The organism is Neisseria dumasiana (assembly GCF_022870885.1).
Classification (GTDB): Bacteria; Pseudomonadota; Gammaproteobacteria; order Burkholderiales; family Neisseriaceae; genus Neisseria; species Neisseria dumasiana.
The window spans coordinates 2,129,156-2,150,240 of sequence record NZ_CP091509.1 but is presented as its reverse complement, the minus strand read 5'-3'; the positions used below and the strand labels follow the sequence as shown (position 1 = coordinate 2,150,240).

The window sequence follows — 21,085 nt, the reverse complement described above, 5'->3', positions numbered from 1 at the left end:
AAATACCCGATTCTTTATTGAATCGGGTATTTTTTGTGCAGAGACTTTCTATGGCCTATGGCAAATAAACTTCATTTCTGCTGCGGCGTTGCTGCCTTGTATCAAAAATAAGTTTATTTGCTATATACGGAAGAGAGTACAAAAGTTTTAAGCCGTCTGAACGTTTTCAGACGGCCTCATGTTTGATGGTGGGTGTCGGGTTACGATTTGAGTGCTTTGGCTTCTTGTTCGGCTTTGTATTTGCGCAAGTAGGCCAACGCGGCGGCTTTTTCTTCTTCGTTGCCGTATTGCAAATCTCTTTGGGCGCGGCGGTAGGTGGCGCGTTCTTGGGCGTCGGCAAGCTGTTGGGCTTGGTAGGCTTCGCGGTTGGCGGGGACGACGCGCTGGGCTTGTTGCGCTTGGGCGCGGGCCATGGCTTGGGCGATTAAGTCGGCAGGGTTGAATGCGGGCTTGGGAGCGGTTGCGTTTGGGGCGGTTTGTGCTTGTTTTGCAGCGGCTTCCCGTTCGGCGAGATAGGCGCGTTTTTCTTCTTGGTCGCGTGATTTGCGGGCTTCGTGCCAATGGTAACGCTTGCGGGCGTGTTCGGCGGCGGCAAAGCGGGCTTCGTTGCTGCTGCTCAGAAAACGGGCTTGGGGCAGATGGTCGGCTTCAACCGGCTGCATGTAGATGCAGTCGACGGGGCAGGGGGCGACGCAGAGGCCGCAGCCGGTGCATTCGCTGCTGATGACGGTGTGCATTTGTTTGGATGCGCCCATGATGGCATCGACGGGGCAGGCGCGGATGCAGGCGGTGCAGCCTATGCACACGGATTCGTCTATCCAAGCGAGTGCTTTTTCTTGGATTTTGGCCGGTGCGACGGGCGGTTTGCCGAGCAGGGCGGAAATGTCGAGCATCACGGTTTCGCCGCCGGGTGCGCACAGGTTGATATTGGCGGAACCGTCGGCCAATGCTTCTGCGTAGGGCAGGCAGCCTTGGTAGCCGCATTCTCTGCATTGGGTTTGCGGCAGGATTTGGTCGAGGCGTTGGACGAGGTTCATGGCAGTCGGCTTCGGATGGTTTGTGTTATGTGTTTGATATTCATTAGTTTATCGGTTTTTGGCGGGCTTTGCTTGCCGAATGTTTCAGGCCGTCTGAACCATATTTTCAGACGGCCTGATGTTCGGGGCTGCCTTACTTCACATGAGGTGCAATGATTTGCAGCATTTGGCCCAATACTTTCGGGTTGCCGGCCACGATGTCGCCGCTTTCCAGCCAGCTTTCGTTACCCTGCATGTCGGTTACGATGCCGCCTGCTTCCTGCACCAGCAACGCTCCGGCAGCGATGTCCCACGGTTTGAGGTTGAACTCGAAAAAGCCGTCCAAACGTCCGCAGGCTACGGCGCACAGGTCGAGCGCGGCGGAACCTTCGCGGCGGCCGCCGGCGGTTTTGGCTAAGAAGTCTTTCAGAATGGCGAGATAGGTGTCCATCATGCTTTGGTCGACAACCGGAAAGCCGGTGCCGATTAAGCAGCGGTTAAGTTCGATGCGGGAAGAAACGCGGATGCGGCGGTCGTTCAGTAATGCGCCTTTGCCGCGTGAAGCCATGTATAAATCGTTGCGTTCGGGCGCGTACACCAATGCTTCCTGTAACACGCCTTTGTGCAGCAGCGCCATAGAGATGGCGTATTGGGGATGGCCGTGCAGATAGTTGGTGGTGCCGTCGAGCGGGTCGATAATCCACTCGTATTCGGCGGTGGATTTGCCTTGCGAGCCGCCTTCTTCGGCGGTGATTTTGTGATGGGGATAGGCTTCTTTGAGCGCGTCGACCAAAATGGCTTCGGCGGTGCGGTCAACATCGGAAACAAAATCGTTAAACGCTTTGCTGTCGGTTTTCACGGCATCGAGATTGCGCGATGCGCGGATCATCATATCGCCTGCTTTGCGCGCGGCTTTGAGGGCGGTGTTTAAAATCGGGTTCATGGCATTCTTTCTAATCGGGTACAATAAGGCAAAACGTAAAACGCTGCGTTTACGCTGTTTCCAATGTTGTTAAAGAGCATTCAGACGGCCTTGAGGCCGTCTGAAAAAATATTCAGGCGCACATTATACCCCTGTTCCGAAAATAAAACATGATGAATCCCAAGCCCGCCGTTCCCGCTTATCTCGACAATATCCATATCGTGCTCGCCCGCACCAGCCATCCCGCCAATATCGGTTCCGCCGCCCGTGCCATGAAAACCATGGGGCTGCACCGTTTGACTTTGGTTGCGCCGCAACTGATTGCCACGCCGATGACCGAAAACCCGCCGCTGTTCGATGCCGCCGAGCCGCAGGATTTCAAACTGCCCGAAGAGAGCTTCGTGCTGGCATCCGGCGCGGCGGACGTGTTGGAAAACGCCCGCATTGTGGCTACGCTCGACGAAGCGTTGGCGCACACCACCCTGAGTTGCGCCTTAACCAGCCGCAAACGCGAACTGACCGCGCCGCTGCAAACCCCGCGCCAACTTGTGCCCGAATTGCTGCAAGCCGCTTCAGACGGCCAACAGGTTGCGCTGGTGTTCGGCAACGAAACCTTCGGCCTGAGCATCGAAGAAGTGCAAAACTGCAACCGCCTGATGACCATCAACGGTAACCCCGACTATTTCTCGCTCAACCTCGCGCAAGCCGTGCAGGTGGTGTGTTACGAGCTGTTCAGCCAAACCGATATGCCGATGACGCATTTGCAGCAGGACACCCGACCGGCCACCCACGAACAGATTGCCGGTATGGTCGGCCATATGGAAAGCGTGATGAACGACATCGGCTTTTTCAACCGCCGCAACAGCGAACGCCTGATGCGCCGCATGCAGAATCTGTTTATGCGGGCGGATACGCAAACCGAAGACATCGATATCCTGCGCGGCTTTTTGAATACCGTGAAACGCAATTTGAAAGATTAATCGTTGAGGCCGTCTGAAATGCTTTCAGACGGCCTCAAATCTGTTCGGGTGTCGGGCACGGCCAATCAACTTATTTTGCTGCGGCGTTGTTGCGCTTTAGCTTAGAGAGACGGTTTCGTACCGCTCCGATATTTTTGCAAAAACCGCTGCCGTGCCCGTTGACGCCATGCCTGAAGTCCGCACCGAGGTTTGCGGGCGTTCGGATTGAATGGTTATTGCAGGCCGCAGATGAAAATGATAAAACGGGGGCATGATAAAAAAGAAAACGCCGTACAGGTGTGTTTGAGAGGAGAGAATCATGGAAAAACAGTTACCTGAACACAAAAAATTTTTCGGCCATCCGTGGCAGCTTTCCACGCTGTTCCACATCGAATTATGGGAACGCTTTTCGTTCTACGGAATGCAGGGCATATTGCTGATTTATCTGTATTACCAAACCACACAGGGCGGTTTGGGTATGGATAAGGCAGTAGCGGGCGGCATTGTCGGCGCGTATGGCGGCAGCGTGTATCTTTCGACGATTTTGGGCGGTTGGTTGGCCGACCGCCTGTGGGGCGCGGAAAGAACGCTGTTTTATTCGGGCATTTTGGTGATGGGCGGCCATATCGCTTTGGCGGTGATTCCGGGTTTTGCCGGTTTGCTGTGCGGCTTGGTGATGATTGCATTGGGCAGCGGCGGTGTGAAAGCGTCGGCCAGCTCGATGGTCGGTTCTCTATATGAAAGCGACGAATTGCGCCCGCTGCGTGATGCCGGATTCTCGATTTTTTATATTTCGATCAATATCGGCGGTTTTTTAGGCCCGCTGATTACCGGTCTGCTGCAAAACAACATCGGCTTCCACTACGGCTTCGGTGCGGCGGCGGTGGGCATGGCTTTCGGTTTGTGGCAATACGCGCGCGGCAGAAAGTTTTTGCCGCATACGCCCGCACCTTTTCCTTTACAGCAGGGGCAGGGCAAGATTGCCGCGCTGGCTGCCGTTGCGGTTGCAGGGTTGATTTTCGCGGTGGTGGCTTTGGGCTGGTTGAATCTGGATAATTTTTCGAAAGTGCTCTTGGGCACGGTGATTGCGGCCACGGTGGTGTATTTTGCGCGCTTGTTGGCCAGCCCTTCGGTTGAAGAGCAAAACAAACGTTATATTATGGCTTATGTGCCTTTGTTTCTGGCCATCTGTATTTTTTGGGCTTTGTGGTTTCAGGTATTCACTTCGGTAACCGTGTATTTCGACGAAACCATCGACCGTGCGGTCGGCAGTTTTACGATTCCGGTATCGTGGAAAGATTCGCTGCAAAGCTTCTGGGTAGTGGTGTTTTCGGGCTTGATGGCCGCCATGTGGACGAAAATGGGTGAAAAACAGCCTAAAACGCCGTTGAAATTTGCTTTGGCACTGATGGTGTTGGGGGTGTCGTATTGGTGTTTCGTTCCTTTTATTGCCGGCGGCACGGTTATGCCGTTGGCCGTGTTTGCGTTGGTCATTTTGGGTATTACGATTGCCGAACTGCTGCTTTCGCCGATTTCGCTGTCGCTTGCTACCAAAATCGCCCCCTCTCACTTTAAAACGCAAATGGTTGCGTTGAACTTTCTCGCTTTGTCGCTCGGCTTTACTTTGGGCGGCCTCGTGTTTAAAAAATATTATGCTGCTGAAACCGCCGCAGCGTTCTACCGCTTAATCGGCATGGCCGGTTTGATTGCGGGTGGGGTGCTGTTGTTGCTTGTGCCGGTGTTGAACCGTTTGCTCAAAGGCGTGGATTAAGCACTATCGGATAAGGAACCCCCTGATGAATACCCCTTCACAACGCTTGGCTGCACTGCGCAAAAAAATGCAGGAGCAGAAGTTTGATGCTTGGATTATCCCTTCGGCCGATCCGCACCTTTCGGAATACTTGCCCGAACATTGGCAGGGCAGGGTGTATGTTTCGGGTTTTACCGGCTCGGTAGGCACGTTGGTGGTTAAAGCCGACAGTGCCGATTTGTGGGCCGACAGCCGTTATTGGGAGCAGGCGGAAAAGCAGCTTGCGGGCAGCGGCATCGAATTGAAAAAACTCGGTTTCGGATTAACCCATGTGGAAGATTTGGCGCAAAGCCTGCCGGAAAACGCCCGGGTAGGCGTTGCGCCGGATATGTTGTCGTTAACGGCGCAACGTCAGCTTCAGACGGCCTTTGCGGCAAAAAATATCGGCCTCAACCATCAAGGCGATTTGCTCGACGGTTTGTGGGCAGACCGCCCCGCGTTGCCGTCGAGCGAGATTTATCCGCACAAGGCCGAATGCGTGAGCGAAACCGCCGCCGAAAAACTGGCGCGCGTGCGGGCGGCCGTAAAAGAAAAAGGCGCGGACTACCACCTGATTTCTTCGCTCGACGATATTGCATGGCTGACCAATCTGCGCGGCAGCGATGTGTCTTATAACCCCGTGTTTTTGTCTTATCTGCTGATCGGCGCGGATACTGCCACGCTGTTTGTGAACCAAAGCGGCTTGAGCGAAGCCTCTGCCCAAGGCTTGGAAGCCGCAGGCATCAGCACCGCCGATTATCACACCGCCGCCGATGCCTTGGCCGCCGTTTCCGGCGCGCTGTTGATTGATCCGGCCAAAACCGCCGTCAGCACCGTGCAGAAGCTGCCCGACAGCGTGAAACTGGTAGAAAGCATCAACCCGAGCACTTTGTTTAAATCCATCAAGTCAGATGCCGACATTGCCCACATCCGCGAAGCCATGCGGCAGGACGGCGCGGCGTTGTGCGGCTTCTTTGCCGAGTTGGAGCAAAAACTGGCCGACGGTGAAACCGTGTCCGAGCTGGATATCGACACCATGCTGCTGGCGCACCGCAGCCGCCGTTCGCACTTCATTTCGCACAGCTTCGGCACCATTGCCGGTTACAACGCCAACGGTGCGTTGCCGCATTACAGCGCCACGCCCGAAGCGTACAGCCTGATTGAAGGCAACGGCCTGCTGCTGATTGATTCGGGCGGCCAGTATGAAAACGGCACCACCGACATTACCCGCGTGATTCCCATCGGCACGCCGAGTGCCGAGCAAAAACGCGACTTTACGCTGGTGTTGAAAGCCCATATCGCGCTGGCCGAAGCCGTGTTTCCCGAAAACATTGCCGCGCCGATGATAGACGCCATCTGCCGCGCGCCCATGTGGAAAGCCCAATGCGACTACGGCCACGGCACCGGCCACGGCGTCGGATACTTCCTCAACGTGCATGAAGGGCCGCAAGTTATTTCCTATCACGCTGCCACCCACCCCAACCACGCCATGAAAGCAGGTATGTTTACTTCCAACGAACCGGGTTTGTACCGCCCCGGCAAGTGGGGTATCCGCATTGAAAATCTGGTGATCAACCGCCCCGTTGCACAGCCTGAAGAAACCGCGTTCGGCAAATTCTTATGCTTCGAAACCGTTACTCTCTGCCCGATAGACACCCGCCTGATGGACATTGCCATGATGTCGGCAAGCGAAATCGAATGGGTCAACAGCTATCATGCCCGAGTGCGCGAAAAACTGTTGCCGTTGGTGGAAGGTGCGGCCAAATCATGGCTGGAAGAACGCACACAACCTGTTTAATCACCGTGCGTTCAAACGATAACCTGCGGTTGCCTGCTTGGCAGGCGCCGCACATTGCAATATAACTTTTTCAGACGGCCTGCATAATCTTTTGCAGACTCACACATCAAAACACTATGAATTATGCACTCGATGCCCTTTGGTGGCGGCTCACCGACCCGCATGTGCGCGATTTGGCCGCCGTTCTTACCGCACCCCCTTTGTGGTTGAGCGGTTGCGAGCTGCCCGTAAGCGAGCTGCTTGGCGAAACGGGATTCCGCTATCTGCTTGATCTGAACGATTATCCCACGCAGCTCCACGAAGCTTTGCACCATAAAAAACCATTCGCCGGCCGCCTCGGATTTTATGCCGAACACCTGCTGGCATTCTGGCTTGAAACCGCACCCCATGCCTCTTTGCTCGGGCAAAACCTAACCGTTAAAAATGCCGCAGGGCAAACAAGCGGAGCCGCCGATTTTATCGCCACACTCAACGGCAAACCCTACCACATCGAATTGACCTGCAAATTTTACGGCTGCCGTTCGGGAAGGCCGTCTGAAATGGTCGGATTGGACACTCAAGACACGCTGATGCACAAAGCCGCCAAACTGCCGCAGCAGCTGCGCCTGCTGGAGAGTGAAGAAGGGCGGAAAGTATTGAACGGCCTGAAGCTCAATCCCCAAGAACTACGCAGCGTTTCGATTGTGCGCGGCAACGGCTTCTCGTCCCAACCGCAGGCGGCAGACGAAGCCCCGTTAAACCCTTACGGCTGGCACGGCCTTTATCTTGAAGATTGGGCGGAATACGATTTTTCAGACGGCCTTACGCGCCGCCATTTTCTGCTTCCGCGTTTAGGTCTGCTCGCCCCCGCCAGAGTGTGCGCCGAAGGAACATTCAACGAAACAGAAACCCGCAAAATCCGCAGCGGCATACTGGCCGTGCTTGAGCAGCGGCCCGACGGATTTTGGCACGAAGTCCGACGCATCATGAAAGTGCAGCGCGAAGATTAAGCAGGTATGTGCAGGTATGTATAGTTAATCTGCTTAAATTTAAACAAAAACCGTCATGCTCTGGCTTGCTCAAGCATAACGGCACGGCGTCTAATGAAGTGGCTTGATATAACCAGTAAAATTGTTCTCTGCAATGTTGTAGGGGCGGATATGCCATCCGCCCCTACGATTTTGTTACTCAACATAAGTTAATTGACTAAAAACTTTGAGGCCGTCTGAAAATCGTTTCAGACGGCCTCGAGGTTTTTAAACCGCTCTTTCAGCCTTGGTTACACCTGAGCAGGCGCTTCCGCACCTTCGGGCAGGCCGAAGATTTCGCGCAGAATCACTTTATAAAAAGCAAACGCTTCTTTCGCGCCCTGAATCGCCTCGTCTTGGGCGGATTTGTCCAAGCCCAGATTGTTGAGATACACCACAAACTCACGCCAGTGTTGGCCGCGGCCGTCGGGATGCGGAGCCAAGTGGCGCGCACCGTTTTCCGCATTGAAGCTCAGCTTCTGTGCATCTTTAAACAAAAATGCCGCTCCCAAGTTAGAACCTTCGGCGCAATAAAGCCAACCGATGGCCTTGTTGCCTTCAGGCTTAGGCAGATCGCCGGAGAATTGGTAAGGCTCGCTGTTCAAATCTTCCAAATCCTGCAACACGGCGTCATAACGGGCCATGTCGGCCAGTTGCGGAATAGACTGGTTGAGTTTTTCGTCTTTGTAAATGCCGTCGACGATTTTGTGGAACACCGATTGCAGCTTCAAAAATTTCGAGTAATTTTCGTTGTTGGCAAAAGGCTGTACCGACATCACCAAATTATCGACGCTGTCGTGGGTGGTGCGGTTTTCTTCTTTCAGACGTTGGGCAAAAGTTTGAGCTTCGTTTGTCATGTTGTTTTCCTTTTTCATTATTCGAATCCAATTTCAGACGGCTTTACAGAGCCGTCTGAAAAAAGATTATCCAATCAGAATTTAGCTTCTAAAACTACACTGAAATTGCGGCCGGGTGCACTAAAGCGTTGAATGCCGTCGTGGGCGCAAGAGGCATGTTGGGCAATACCTTTGTCGTTGACACAGTTATTTACCCGGTTGACCGCGCCAAATTCCCTGATGCTGCGCAAAGAGTCCCAAGTATAATATTTTTTGTTAAACAAGTTAAAGATACCGCCGCGTAATGATACGTTTTTATTAAATTGGTAATGACCGAGCAGGTCAACCAAGAATACGTTGCGGCTGTGTTTGGCATACGGCCACAGTTCTTTGGGGCGATCGTACGCTCTGGTGGTATCTTCCGGTTTTTTTCTGGCGAAGTAGCTGAAATTGGTAACCGCACTCCAACGGTTTTCAGGGTGGCGGTAGCCCAATCCCCAAACGGCGTTGAACGGTTGAAGCGCATTCAGCGGTATATCGCCTTCGGCCGAACCTTTAATATAGCTGGCGGCTAAAGTAGTGAACGCGCCTTTGGGCAGGCCGATGCTGTCCAGATTCCAGATGCTTTGCAGTTCCAAACCTTTGACTGTGGCTTTATTGCGGTTTCTGTTTTGATAGGTGGGCGATATCCAGCTTTCTTGAGTTATTTTGCCGTCTTCACCCAGCTTTTCGTGGCGTTTGCCGCCGATATAGATGAAGTCGATGAAGTTTTTATAGCGGGTGTAAAAGCCGGATAATTTCAAATTGCCCCAGTTGCCGTGCCAGTCTGCGCCCAATTCGATGTTTTTGGAACGTTCGTCTTTTAAATCGGGGTTGGGCTGAACGTAGAAATCACGGTTGGGGAAGAAGAACCACATTTCATCGGTAGTCGGTGCGCGGAACGCCGTGCTGTATTTGCTTTGGAGGGTAAGCGACGGAACCACGTTCCAATCCAAGCCCACCGAGTAGCTCGGGGCTTTGAACTTGGCCTGTTTGTTCCAGATGCCTTTCCACACCAATTGGCGTTTTACGTTGGGTGAGAGACTGTCGCTCTCTAAGGTGTTCATGCTCACTTGGTCGTAGCGTGCACCCAAGCCCAGTTTGAGCTTGCTGCCGAAGCGGATGGCGTTGTCCCAATAAATATGTTGGTTTTTACTCTTGGTGCTGACTAAGAATTCGTCGGTATTCTTGCTGCTGCTCAAAATCTTGGGGTAGTAGATCAGCGACAAATATTCCAAGTTGCTGCTGCGGTATTTGCCCTTGTTCAAGCCTATGCCGTAAGCAGTATCCCAAGTAACGGATTCGCCGTCGATATGTTTTTCAGCCGATAATTTGAATTGGTTCAAATCTTGGTAAAGGCCGCGCCGTCTGAAAAACGCTTCGGCATTGCGTCCTTGTTTTGCATAATTCAGAGGCAGATCCCAAGTCATCGTGCTCATTTCGATTTTTTGCTTGTCTGCATTGAACTTTAGGCTGTCCCAAGGGCCGCTTTCCAAACGGTTTTCGTATTCGATACCCGTGCGTTTGCGGTAACTCACATCGTTACGCAAGCGTTTTTCGCCGCCAAGTCTGCCGAAAAGGTTGGATAACTCGTCGGTTTTTCGGTCTTGGCGGTAATCTTCGTACACGCCGCTTAAATAGTTGTAAGGATTGAAATGATAGCCTAATTTAACCAAAGTGCTTTTGCTGGCGGTATTTTGCGGATCCGGTGTGGCACGGGCTACCCCTTTGTGGGAAAAACTGTTTTCATCTGTGTAATCCAACGAAGTATCCGCACCGCCGCTGTGGTTTTTGGTTTCATGGCCGTGACGGCGTGTGAATACGAATAAACCGTCCACATCGCCTGCGCGGCCGGCTAAGGTTGTGCTGCCCATCCATTGTTTGGATTTGCTGATATAGCCGCCTTTAAGGCCGATATAGTAGTCTTTTTCGCCTTTGAGATAGTCTTTGGGTGATTTGGTTTTATACAGTACCGCACCGCCCAAGGCACCGCTGCCGGCAGAAAGGGAATCTGCACCTTTCAGAATGGCAACTTCGGAAATGTTTTCCAGCTCGGCGGCATTGCGGTTGGTGTTGAAGTTGCCGTAAGCGCCGAAGAGTTCTTGGAATGCTTCCGAAGAGCGGCTTTCGGCCTGTTGGAGGCCGTCTACGTTTACGGCAACGCGGTCTTTATCCACGCCGCGTATGGCAAAGCCGTTGGAGCCTGCGCGCCCGCCTTCTACCACGGAAATACCGGGGTCGTAACGCACCATGTCGTGAATGTCTTGAACCAGATTTTCATCCAAGTTTTTGCGGCGTACTTTTTCGCTGCCTAATTTTTTAACGGCGCGGTTTCCCTTAACTTCAACGGCTTCCAACTGAACGTTGCTGTCTACATCAGGCTTGCCGGTTTCTGCGGCCAATGCTTGGGCAGAGAAGGCGCTGCTTAGGAGTATGAATAATATGGTTGGTTTGAAAGTTGTATGCTTATTCATGTTTTCGGCCTTAGTTTAAAGGAGTTAAATCTTGGGATTTGTCGTTGGCATTTCGATTGGATCTGGCGTTAATTGAGCCGCCGAATACGCTGTCGAGGTTGCGGTCGGCATCAAATGTGATTTTGCCGCCGATTTTATCGCCTGCCGGCGAATAATAGCCGGCCTTGCCAAAGAAGCCGCCGTCTACTTGGCCGACTTTGCCGTCTGACTCGGCACTGCCGCTAAAGCGGTTACCTTTCACGTTGACATCTTTAAAGTCGATATCTGCACCGAAGTCGCTGTTGCCGATAATCTTGCCGCCCAGCTTGCCGGTATTGAAGTTGACGGTAACGCGTGATCTGATGGGGTTTTCTTTGGAGTTGAGGTCATATGAAGACGAAACCACTTGGCCGTTTTTCACGCGCAAAGCCCATATCTCGTAAGTTGCCTTACCTGTGGCCTGGCCGTTATTGGCGGACGCGCCTTGCATTTGTGCAGGGTCGGCAAGTATGCCGCCCACAAACAGATCGGCTTTGCCGTCTTTGCTTATCCATGCTCCATAGCGCAGATCGTCGCCCACCTTGCTGGCAGCAAATCCGGTGCCGAATTTAACGCAGCAGGCAAACAGTTTGCCGCCGTTATCGGTTTGCTGTGTATCTTGTTTGTTTTTCAAAGCTTGGTTGGGGTGGAAGCTGTCGGGCAGAATGGGGTCGGTGTAAGTGTTGAACTTATAAAGCTTGCCGTCGGGAGCTTGATATACGATGTTGTCTTTATCAACAAGGTCGTTGAAAAAGTTTCGTTCTTTGAGCCTCCAGCTTTCCAATTTGCCCGCTTTGCCGGTGCCCGCATTAAATGTTTGAATTTTTACATCCGGTGTTTTTCCAACAACCTCCGAACTATTGATGTCTAACGCCGAAAGCGTGGGAATAGGCACAATAGTTTCAGGAATAGCGACATGACCGCCCCCCGCACACGCGGCTAAAATAAATGGCAGAACCAAACTGATATAAGGCCGTCTGAAAGACCGGTTATGCATGGATTACCTCCGTTGGTTGGATATTTGTCGATTCGGCTGGTATGCCGTTTATTTAATTGAAGAGTTTCATTAATTAAAATAAACTGGATTATTTTTACTAAAATTATGAAAGTAAATAATATTTGTTTTTATTTCCATATGAAGTATACTCTGAAAACGATGGTTGTTACAAACATTTTTTTATAATCTTTTTACACAATTCCGATGAACAGTTTCAGAAAATTATCTTTTGCTCCCTTTCTATTTATCTCCGTATCCGCCGCTTTTTCCCCGTATTCTCGAGCAAATGCTTTACCGGATAGGGCTTCAGACGGCCTCAAGCAGGAGCAGCCGGCGGTGCGTATGCAGGAAAACGTATGGCTGGAGCAAATTGCCGCGCCTTCTGACCATGCTTTACCAAAACAAACAGAAAAAGAAGCAATCAAGCCTGTTACCAATGAAGATTTGATGACGCAGCCCGAATTGCTGCACAACTTAATGCTCAGAGCCATCAACAGCGGTGATCGGCATTTGTTGGAATCACTTACTGCGGCATACAGAAAACACCCTCAAGCCGATGCCGTTTTGCTGGCGCGGGCGGAGGGGATGATTGCGCGGTACAAAGGCGATTATCCGAAGGCAACGGCGGTTTACACCAAGCTGCATGAAGCTCACCCCGAAGATACGCGCATTACCCTGGATACGGCGGCGATTTTATGGGAAGACAGGCAATGGAAAGAGGCCGACAGGCTGTTTGCCGAAGCCGCCACCACGCCGCAGCTGCCGGAGGGCGTGCTGGAAAATATCGCGGTGTACCGCAAGCAAAGCAAAGAGGCGAACAAATGGCATTTCAACGGCGGTGTTAGCGTTACGCGCGATAACAATGTGAACGATGCCGCTCCGCCTTACTGCTCGCCGCTGGGTTGCGTCAAACAACAGGCCGAAAGTGCAACGGGCTTGAATTACCGGCTTTCGGTAGAAAAAAACACGCCGGTTAAAGGCCATCATAATGTGCTGTTTCGCAGCAATTTGAGCGGCGTCAGCTATTATTTCGACAAAAAATCCCAATACGACAATGCGTTTGGGCGTGCTTATCTGGGCTGGCAATATCAAAGCGCGCGCACCACATTCAATATTCTGCCGTTTTACCAATGGCAGCTTGCGGGCAGCGACGAATGGCAGCGCAAAACGCAGAAAGAGCAAACGTTCAATATGGATATGCTCGCTCATGCTGCGGGTTTTCAGACGGCCTTAAGCCGGCAGATTACCCCCCGCTTGCAGGCGCATGTGTCGGGCGAGGCTTACCGCCAGCACTACCGCGAGCCGGAACGTGCGGAGCGCAACGACGGCAAACATTACAGCCTTTTCGGTTCGGCGGCTTATCGCTTAACGCCGACGCAAACGGTTTATGCAGGCTTAAGCGGCGGCACTTTCCGCCCCGACAATACGGCTCTCGGCGGGCGAACTAACAATGCGGGCAACAACCGCCGCGGTGTGAGCGGCGGCTGGTTGGCAATTTGGCCGAAATGGGGCGGGCTGAACACGCAATTGAGGGCTGCTTACACCGACCGCCGTTATCGCGGCAGTGCGCTGAATGCCGACTTCCAATGGCAGCAGCAACGCAACAAGGAAACTTTATACAGTATTTCGGCAGCGCACCCCAAGCTGTCGATAGCCAAATTCATGCCCCGCCTGACTTGGGAGCAAAGCCGTGTCCGCAGCACGCATAAATGGGCGGAGCGCAAAAACAACCGTTTGTTTGTGGAGATAGAAAAAGCGTTTTAAGAAGGTTTGATGCCAATCTAATGAGATAAAAAGGTTTTACTATAAAATAAACAAGATGGTTCGGGCTTGGGCAAAACCGTTTAAGTTGAATCGCAAGGTATAAACACGCGCATGATTTCAGAACGGTTTGCCGATGTGCTGCCCATCGGGTCGAATAGATTAAGGCAGGGCGAGTTGCTTTGCGAATCGGGAGCATCTTGATGGATATCCGCAAACACCACTTACAACAGGCAGTTGAACAGCGCATTATCAACCCGCAGCAGGCCGATGCTTTGTGGGCGTTGTGGCAGCAGCAAAACAGCCATGTGCCGCAATTCGGTTTTACCCATGTTTTGTATTATCTCGGCGGGCTGTTGGCCATCGGCGCGATGTCGCTGTTTATGAATTTGGGTTGGGAAGCCTTCGGCGGCATGGCGATTGTGGTGCTGTGTCTGCTTTACGGCATAGCAGGCATAACCCTCACCGAATATTTCCGCAAACGCAGCCTGCACATTCCGGCGGGCATTTGCGCTACTTTTGTGGTGGTGCTGGTGCCGCTGGCGGTGTACGGCTTGCAGCAGGCTTTGGGTTTTTGGCCCGACGATACAATGGTTTACCGCGATTACCATCATTGGATCGACTGGCGCTGGTTGATGATGGAGCTGGCCACGCTGGCTGCCGCTGCCGTGATGCTGTGGCGTTACCGTTATCCGTTTTTGGTGATGCCGGTGGCCGTTACGCTGTGGTATATGTCGATGGACATTGCCGATTGGATTTTCTACGGCCATAACGGGGTGTACGATTGGACGCTCAAGCAGCAGGTTTCGGCTTTGTTTGGTGCGGCAATGATTCTGTTGGCGTTTTGGGTGGATTTCCGCAACCAAAGCGAGCGTGATTATCCGTTTTGGCTGTATCTCTTCGGCGTGATCACGTTTTGGGGCGGCCTCAGCTTTATGGAGTCCGACAGCGAGTGGAACAAGTTTATTTATTTCTTGTTAAACATGGGTATGGTGTTTACCGGCGCGCTGATCAGCCGCCGCGTGTTTGCCGTGTTCGGTGCGTTGGGGATGTTCGGTTATTGCTGGCATTTGGCCGATAAGATTTTTAAAGACAGTTGGCTGTTTCCGATTTCGCTCACGCTGATCGGTTTGCTGATTGTGTGTAGCGGCGTGTGGTGGCAGAAGAACGAAGCGGTTTATACGCAGAAGCTGCAAAACAAAATGCCGCAGGCGGTGCGCCGTTTTTTACAGCGTAAATTTCAATAGCAGGGATAACGTGAGGCCGTCTGAATTTTTTCAGACGGCCTTTTGGGTTTTGGTAGCAAGGCATTTTTTTTTCATGGCGGTTTGTAGGGGCGGATTACATATCCGCCCGCGTGTGCATTGAGGTTATATGCGGGAAAGTCGTCGGCATTTGGCGTTTGTGTTTTTTATCATGGGGATGTCGGCGGAGTTGGTTGGTGTTGCGATGGCGGGTGTGGCGGCAACGGGCGGATATGTAATCCGCCCCTACGGATGGGGTCGGTAAGGTTTGCGGTCGGGGAGGTTATGTAGGCCGTCTGAAAACCTAAACCATTTCAGACGGCCTTCCCCCACAACGGCTGCTGCCGCACGATGGCGCGGATAACGGTACGGTTGGGGGCGAGGGCGCAGCGGATTCTTGGCGACAGCGGGTTGGGCAGGCAGAGGATGTCGGCGGCGACGGCGGCGGCGCAAATCGGGGCGGTGGCCAGCCCGCGGCTGCCGTGGGCGGTGTTGATGTAGGCGTTCGGCAGGTAGGGGCAGGGGGCGTTGAGACGGTAGTTTTTATCGAGGGCGAGTTTGGCGTACACGTTTTGCATGGCGGCGATGTTGCCGAGTGCGCCGACGATGGGCAGGTGGTCGGGGCTGTCGCAGCGCAGGGCGGCGTGGCCTTGCGGGGTGAGGCCGTCTGAACGGGTTTCAGACGGCCTTTGCTGTTGGTGAGAACCGTCAAGGCCGTCTGAAGGCGAATCCTGTGAGCTTCGCCAAAGCAGTTGAGCGGCCAGTTGTTCGTTTAATTCGTGCAGGTTGGCGCGGTTGGTTTGGCGGTCGGTTTCGCGCCAGTCGGTGCCGGTGTCGTGCTGGACGAAGGTCGCGCCGTAGCAATGCAAGCCTTGCCATGCGGGGCTGATGTAGCTGGCGCCGGAAAGGGCGCAGCGCAGTTGTTCGGAATACGGCACGGCGGCGGCAAGGTCGGTTTGCCCGCGCACCAAGCGGTAGGGTAGGGCGGATACGTTGGGGTCGGCGGCTTGCGGGCTGTGTGCGCCGGTGCAGTAAATCAAATGGCTGCCGCTGAAGGTGTGCGCGGGCGTGCGGACTTGCCATTCGTTGCCGTCGTGTTCGGCGGTAAGCACGGGTGTGCGGGTGTGCAGTTCGATCAGCGGATGGTCGAGCAGGGCGCGGACGAGTGCAGGCGGGTTCAGCCACACGCCCTGCGGCCAATACAGGCCGCTTTGTGCGGTTTCGATGCCGGCAATCTGTGCGGCTTCGTCGGCATCGACGGGGCGGTAAAGGTGGGCGTGGTGGCTGTGTGCGCCCAAAGCCTGATTGCGGCGGGTTTCTTCGGCATCGTGGTTGAGGTGGAGCACGCCGTTTCCGCCCCAGCTTTCGCGGTTGGGCAGCAGGGTTTCGAGCAGGCGGCGGGTGTAGCCGTAGCCGCACAGCAGCAGTTCGGTCTGCTCGGTGTTGTGCGGCGAAATCTTGGCATACAGCAGCCCTTGGCGGTTGCCGGATGCGGCGTTGGCCGGTTCGGCGGCTTCCAGCACGGTAACGGGCAGACCGTGTTCCGCCAGTGCGCGGGCGGTGGCTGCACCGGCAATGCCTGAGCCGACGATAACGGCACGGACAGGCTCGGCGCGGTGTTCAGACGGTCTGAACCACGGTTTGACCGGTTGCGGCGGCAGTTGCGGCACGGCTTCGGTTTGCCATTGCACGGGCTGCGGAAAATGTTCGCCCAGCCGTGCGGCGTTTTCAGACGGCATCAGCCATAAATGCACGCAGGGCAGGATGTTTTCCAGCACGTTGGCTCCGTTGAACTGAATGCAGCCGAGCTTGCCCGCTATGGCTTGCCGCAGCGCGCTTTCTTCCGCGCATGGTTGTTCAGACGGCCTGAATTCGGGGATGCGGCGGTCGGGCAGGCATACGATCAAATACAGCGGTTTAGCATGGCGGCGGACAGTGTCCGCAAGTGCGGCAAGCGGTGGCGGGGCGTTCCAAGCAAGGCAGTTCATAAATGAGGCCGTCTGAAAATAGTGCGGGCAGCCAGTTTATCACGAGCAAACGGCGGACAAACAGGTTGGAAAGCTGCTAAAATTTGTGCGATTTTATGATTTCAGACGGCCTGCGGCGGCAAGCCATGCAAAGCTGTTACATCACGAGCTGCAGGCCGTCTGAAAATATGCCACGGAACCCGTTATGAACCCATTAATCGCCGACTTCCAAACCGAATCCGCCCGCACGCCCGTGATTGTGGCTTTGGACTTTGCCAACGAACACGACACGCTTGCCTTTGTGCGCCGTCTCGATCCTTCCCTATGCCGTCTGAAAATCGGCAAAGAACTGTTTACCGCCACCGGCCGCAGTTTGGCCGAAAAGCTGATCAACCAAGGCTTCAAGCTGTTTCTCGATTTGAAATACCACGACATTCCCAACACCGTAGCCCACGCCTGCAAAGTAGCGGCCGATATGGGCGTGTGGATGGTGGACATGCACGCTTCGAGCGGCCGCCGCATGATGGAAGCCGCCGCCGAAGCCGTGGCCAACCATGCGCAAAAACCGCTGCTGATCGGCGTTACCGTGCTGACCAGCATGGAGCAGAGCGACCTTGCCGAAATCGGCCTAAATCAACCGGTAGAAGAATTGGTGTTGCGTTGGGCGAAACTGGCGCAAAGTTCCGGTTTGGACGGCGTAGTCTGTTCCGCCCGCGAAGCCGCACCGCTGCGCCGCGAGTTGGGCGGAGAATTTGTGCTGGTTACGCCCGGCATCCGCTTGGATACCGCCGGCAACAGCGACGACCAACGCCGCATCATGACCCCCGCGCAAGCGTTGGCGGCGGGTTCCACCTACTTGGTGATGGGGAGGCCGATTACGCAGGCCGCCGACCCCGTGGCCGTGTTGCGCGAAGTGAATGCGGCAGCCAATCAGATTTCGATTTAAATATGTTCAGACGGTCTCTTGTGATAAAGAGGCCGTCTGAAACACAGATAAACGGATATTCCTATGGTACTCAACACCGATATACAGCAATTACAGTCGCGTTTGGCACAAGCCCGCGTTTTGGTGGTGGGCGACGTGATGCTCGACCGTTACTGGTTCGGCGACGTTGCCCGTATTTCCCCCGAAGCCCCCGTGCCGATTGCCAAAATTTCTAAAACCGACCAACGCGCGGGCGGTGCCGCCAACGTTGCCCGCAACATCGCCTCGCTGGGCGGCAAAGCGGCGTTGCTGTCTGTAACCGGCGATGACGAAGCCGCCAATGCGCTGGAAAAATTGATGCAGCAAGACGGTGTGGCTTCGTATCTGATGCGCGACAAAGAAATTTCTACCACCGTCAAACTGCGCGTGGTTGCCCGCAACCAGCAGCTTATCCGCCTTGATTTTGAAGAAATGCCGCATCGTGAGATTCTCGATTCGGTTAAAGAGCAATACCGCCAATTGTTGCCGGAATACGATGTGGTGGTGTTGTCCGATTACGGCAAAGGCGGGTTGACGCATGTGGCCGGCATGATCGAATGGGCACGTTTGGCAGGCAAGCCCGTGTTGATCGATCCGAAAGGCGACGATTACGAAAAATACGCCGGAGCCACCCTGCTCACCCCCAACCGTGCCGAACTGAAAGAAGTAGTGGGCAGTTGGCGCGATGAAGCGGAATTGACCGAAAAAGCCCAAAACCTGCGCCGTAATTTGGAATTGCAAGCCCTGCTGCTTACCCGCAGCGAAGAAGGCATGACGCTGTTTCGCAGCAGCCAAATCGACCACCAGCCCACCCGCGCCCAAGAAGTGTACGACGTATCCGGCGCAGGCGACACCGTGATTGCCAGCATGGGCTTGGGCATAGCCGCCGGTTTCAGCCTGCCCGAGGCCATGCATATTGCCAATACCGCCGCCGGTGTGGTGGTGGCGAAATTGGGTACGGCGGTGTGTTCGTTTGACGAACTCAGCGCGGCTTTGAAGGAACAACAGGCCGTCTGAATATAGCCTGAAAAACCTTTCAGACGGCCGGCTCCTTGTTTTCAAAACCAAAAGGAAAAGATTATGACCATCATCGTAACCGGTGCCGCCGGCTTTATCGGCAGCAACATCGTTAAAGCCCTGAACGAACGCGGTATTACCGACATTGTTGCCGTTGATAACCTGACCCGCGGCGAGAAATTCAAAAATCTGGCCGAGTGCGAAATCGCCCATTATCTCGACAAACACGAATTCATCCGCCAAGTGCGCGAGCATCTGCTGCCGTTTGACGATATCGAAGCCGTGTTCCACGACGGTGCGTGTTCCGACACTATGGAGCACAACGGCCTGTATATGATGGACAACAACTATCAATACAGCCTCGATCTGCTCGATTGGTGTCAGGACGAGCGTATTCCGTTTTTGTATGCCTCCAGCGCGGCGGTGTACGGCAAAGGCGAGATTTTCCGCGAAGAGCGCGAATTGGAAAAACCGCTCAATGTGTACGGCTATTCCAAATTCCTGTTCGACCAAGTGGTGCGCCGCCGCATGGAAGAAGGCTTGACCGCGCAAGTGGCCGGTTTCCGCTATTTCAATGTGTACGGCCCGCACGAACAGCACAAAGGCCGCATGGCTTCGGTGGCGTTCCACCATTTCAACCAATACCGCGAGCAGGGCTATGTGAATTTGTTCGGCGAGAACGAAGGTTACGGCAACGGCGAGCAAACCCGCGATTTCGTGAGTGTGGAAGATGTGGTGAAAGTGAACCTGTTCTTCTTCGACAACCCTGAAAAATCAGGTATTTTCAACTTGGGCACCGGCCGCAGCCAGCCGTTTAACGATTTGGCCGCCGCCACCGTCAACGCTTGCCGCGTGGCCGAGGGCAAGCCCGCGATGAGCCTTCAGGAATTGGTTAAAGAAGAGCTGATCCGCTACATTCCGTTCCCCGATTCGCTCAAGGGCAAATACCAGAGCTTTACCGAGGCCGATATTTCGCGTTTGCGCGAAGCCGGTTACGAAGAAGCGTTTTTAGATGTGGACGAAGGTGTAAGCCGCTATGTGCATTGGATGATGGAAAACCTTTAAGCCACGCAAGCCCACGGCAGGCCGTCTGAAAGGCAAAAATACTTTATAATGCTTTTCAGACGGCCTGCGGTGTTTTCGGGCTGCCACAAGCGGAAAAGAAAACCGCACACAATACAAGCAAAGGAGAAAACCATGAGCGGAAAAAATGATTTTGCAACTGCCGATCTAATCGACATCGCCCCCGATACGCCTTCGTGCGAAGTACAGTTCCGACATTTCGGCCGCCGGCACCGTTTCTGCGGCAGAATCCGCACGGTAAAATGCAGCCGCGACAACGGCTTGGTTAAAAAGCTGATGAACACGCACTCCGACGGAGAAGTGCTGGTGGTGGACGGCGGCGGCGATTTATACAGCGCATTGATGGGCGATATGATTGCCGGTGCGGGCGCGGCCAACGGCTGGGCGGGCGCGGTGATTTTCGGCCCCATCCGCGACAACGAAGCCATCAACGCCATGCAGTTCGGCGTGAAAGCCTTGGGCACCAACCCGCGCAAGAGTGCGAAAGACGGCGCGGGCGAAGTGGATGTGCCGGTTACGTTCGGCGGCGTAACATTTACCCCGGGACATTATTTATACAGCGATTCAGACGGCATCTTGGTGTCTGAACAACCGCTTCACGAGGAATAAACGATATGAAAGTAACGTCAAAATGGATAGACGGCATGTGTTTTGTCGGCACAACCGAAGCCGGCCACAGCGTGGTGATGGAAGGTTCGGCGCAAGAAGGGCAGGCCAAGCGCGGCCCCAGCCCGATGGAAATGCTGCTGCTGGGCGTGGCGGGCTGTTCCAGCATTGATGTGGTGATGATTGCCGAAAAGCAGCGTCAGGACATAGTGGATTGCCGGGCAACCGTTACCGCCAAGCGTGCCGACGACACACCGCGCGTGTTTACCGAAATCCACATCCATTTTGAAGTGCTGGGCCGCAACCTGAAAGAAAGTGCGATTGAAAAAGCCGTGCAGATGTCTGCCGAAAAATATTGTTCCGCTTCGATTATGTTGGGCAAGGCGGCCAAAGTAACGCACAGCTTCGAGATTGTCGAAACGGCTTAAATCAAAACATGCCGTCTGAAAACAAGGTTTTCAGACGGCCTTGACTTGCCTACGATTCAGAATGGTTCACACGGCCGGCAATATAGTCAATCCACTTAATTTTGATACAAGGCAGCAACACCGTAGCCAGTTAAGTATATTTGCGATAACTACTCGAATA

General features: G+C 54.0%; 18 protein-coding genes. 12 read left to right on the top strand and 6 right to left on the bottom strand.

All coding sequences use genetic code 11. The annotated features are described in order from the left end of the window. Positions 1-200: 200 nt before the first annotated feature. A complete protein-coding gene (locus LVJ88_RS10050) occupies positions 201-1,037 on the bottom strand; it encodes an RnfABCDGE type electron transport complex subunit B (protein WP_085417818.1) in 837 nt (278 codons plus the stop codon). Positions 1,038-1,170: 133 nt separating this feature from the next. Further along, on the bottom strand, positions 1,171-1,959 hold the full coding sequence (locus LVJ88_RS10045; protein ID WP_054600625.1) for an inositol monophosphatase family protein: 789 nt from the start codon (positions 1,957-1,959) through the stop codon (positions 1,171-1,173). Between the two features lie 149 nt (positions 1,960-2,108). On the opposite strand from LVJ88_RS10045, the gene LVJ88_RS10040 reads away from it, so the two are divergent. The 4 genes from LVJ88_RS10040 (at position 2,109) to LVJ88_RS10025 (ending at position 7,473) form a co-directional block, all read left to right on the top strand. Beyond that, positions 2,109-2,918, top strand: coding sequence for an RNA methyltransferase (locus tag LVJ88_RS10040; RefSeq protein WP_096777377.1), 810 nt, complete (start codon positions 2,109-2,111; stop codon positions 2,916-2,918). 298 nt (positions 2,919-3,216) lie between these two features. Next, positions 3,217-4,668: an oligopeptide:H+ symporter gene (locus LVJ88_RS10035; RefSeq protein WP_085417817.1), complete on the top strand. Its 1,452-nt coding sequence runs from the start codon at positions 3,217-3,219 to the stop codon at positions 4,666-4,668. Between the two features lie 25 nt (positions 4,669-4,693). Next, positions 4,694-6,484, top strand: coding sequence for an aminopeptidase P family protein (locus tag LVJ88_RS10030; protein WP_085417816.1), 1,791 nt, complete (start codon positions 4,694-4,696; stop codon positions 6,482-6,484). A gap of 116 nt (positions 6,485-6,600) precedes the next feature. Then, positions 6,601-7,473 (top strand): DUF1853 family protein, encoded by an 873-nt coding sequence (locus LVJ88_RS10025; RefSeq protein WP_054600010.1) that lies wholly within the window; start codon positions 6,601-6,603, stop codon positions 7,471-7,473. Positions 7,474-7,742: 269 nt separating this feature from the next. Here LVJ88_RS10025 and LVJ88_RS10020 read toward each other — a convergent pair whose 3' ends face one another. The 3 genes from LVJ88_RS10020 to LVJ88_RS10010 all read right to left on the bottom strand — a co-directional run bounded on the left by LVJ88_RS10020 (position 7,743) and on the right by LVJ88_RS10010 (position 11,855). Beyond that, on the bottom strand, positions 7,743-8,348 hold the full coding sequence (locus LVJ88_RS10020; protein ID WP_085417815.1) for a biliverdin-producing heme oxygenase: 606 nt from the start codon (positions 8,346-8,348) through the stop codon (positions 7,743-7,745). A gap of 74 nt (positions 8,349-8,422) precedes the next feature. Further along, complete coding sequence (locus tag LVJ88_RS10015) at positions 8,423-10,840, bottom strand: TonB-dependent hemoglobin/transferrin/lactoferrin family receptor (RefSeq protein ID WP_085417814.1); 2,418 nt, start codon at positions 10,838-10,840, stop codon at positions 8,423-8,425. A 10-nt stretch (positions 10,841-10,850) separates the two neighbouring features. Next, positions 10,851-11,855, bottom strand: a complete 1,005-nt coding sequence (locus tag LVJ88_RS10010) for a transferrin-binding protein-like solute binding protein (protein WP_085417813.1) — start codon at positions 11,853-11,855, stop codon at positions 10,851-10,853. Positions 11,856-12,059: 204 nt separating this feature from the next. Here LVJ88_RS10010 and LVJ88_RS10005 point away from each other — a divergent pair, with 204 nt between their 5' ends. The 3 genes from LVJ88_RS10005 to LVJ88_RS12575 all read left to right on the top strand — a co-directional run bounded on the left by LVJ88_RS10005 (position 12,060) and on the right by LVJ88_RS12575 (position 15,125). Continuing rightward, positions 12,060-13,619, top strand: coding sequence for a surface lipoprotein assembly modifier (locus LVJ88_RS10005; protein WP_085417812.1), 1,560 nt, complete (start codon positions 12,060-12,062; stop codon positions 13,617-13,619). A gap of 200 nt (positions 13,620-13,819) precedes the next feature. Then, positions 13,820-14,863, top strand: a complete 1,044-nt coding sequence (locus LVJ88_RS10000; protein ID WP_085417811.1) for a DUF2157 domain-containing protein — start codon at positions 13,820-13,822, stop codon at positions 14,861-14,863. Between the two features lie 127 nt (positions 14,864-14,990). Next, entirely contained in the window at positions 14,991-15,125 is a 135-nt protein-coding gene (locus tag LVJ88_RS12575) for a hypothetical protein (protein ID WP_269844461.1), read from the top strand. Positions 15,126-15,174: 49 nt separating this feature from the next. Here the strand turns inward: LVJ88_RS12575 and mnmC1 are convergent, their stop codons facing one another. Continuing rightward, positions 15,175-16,848, bottom strand: a complete 1,674-nt coding sequence (gene mnmC1 / locus LVJ88_RS09995; protein WP_085417810.1) for an FAD-dependent 5-carboxymethylaminomethyl-2-thiouridine(34) oxidoreductase MnmC1 — start codon at positions 16,846-16,848, stop codon at positions 15,175-15,177. A 184-nt stretch (positions 16,849-17,032) separates the two neighbouring features. On the opposite strand from mnmC1, the gene pyrF reads away from it, so the two are divergent. The 5 genes from pyrF to LVJ88_RS09970 all read left to right on the top strand — a co-directional run bounded on the left by pyrF (position 17,033) and on the right by LVJ88_RS09970 (position 20,925). Further along, positions 17,033-17,773, top strand: a complete 741-nt coding sequence (gene pyrF / locus LVJ88_RS09990) for an orotidine-5'-phosphate decarboxylase (RefSeq protein ID WP_085417809.1) — start codon at positions 17,033-17,035, stop codon at positions 17,771-17,773. 63 nt (positions 17,774-17,836) lie between these two features. Beyond that, a complete protein-coding gene (gene rfaE1, locus LVJ88_RS09985; RefSeq protein WP_085417808.1) occupies positions 17,837-18,808 on the top strand; it encodes a D-glycero-beta-D-manno-heptose-7-phosphate kinase in 972 nt (323 codons plus the stop codon). Between the two features lie 63 nt (positions 18,809-18,871). After that, positions 18,872-19,873, top strand: coding sequence for an ADP-glyceromanno-heptose 6-epimerase (gene rfaD, locus LVJ88_RS09980; RefSeq protein WP_085417807.1), 1,002 nt, complete (start codon positions 18,872-18,874; stop codon positions 19,871-19,873). A 132-nt stretch (positions 19,874-20,005) separates the two neighbouring features. Next, the gene (gene rraA, locus LVJ88_RS09975; protein ID WP_085357531.1) at positions 20,006-20,500 is read left to right on the top strand and encodes a ribonuclease E activity regulator RraA; all 495 of its coding nucleotides are present in this window, start codon (positions 20,006-20,008) and stop codon (positions 20,498-20,500) included. Between the two features lie 5 nt (positions 20,501-20,505). Beyond that, positions 20,506-20,925: an OsmC family protein gene (locus LVJ88_RS09970; RefSeq protein WP_085355918.1), complete on the top strand. Its 420-nt coding sequence runs from the start codon at positions 20,506-20,508 to the stop codon at positions 20,923-20,925. Positions 20,926-21,085 lie beyond the last annotated feature (160 nt).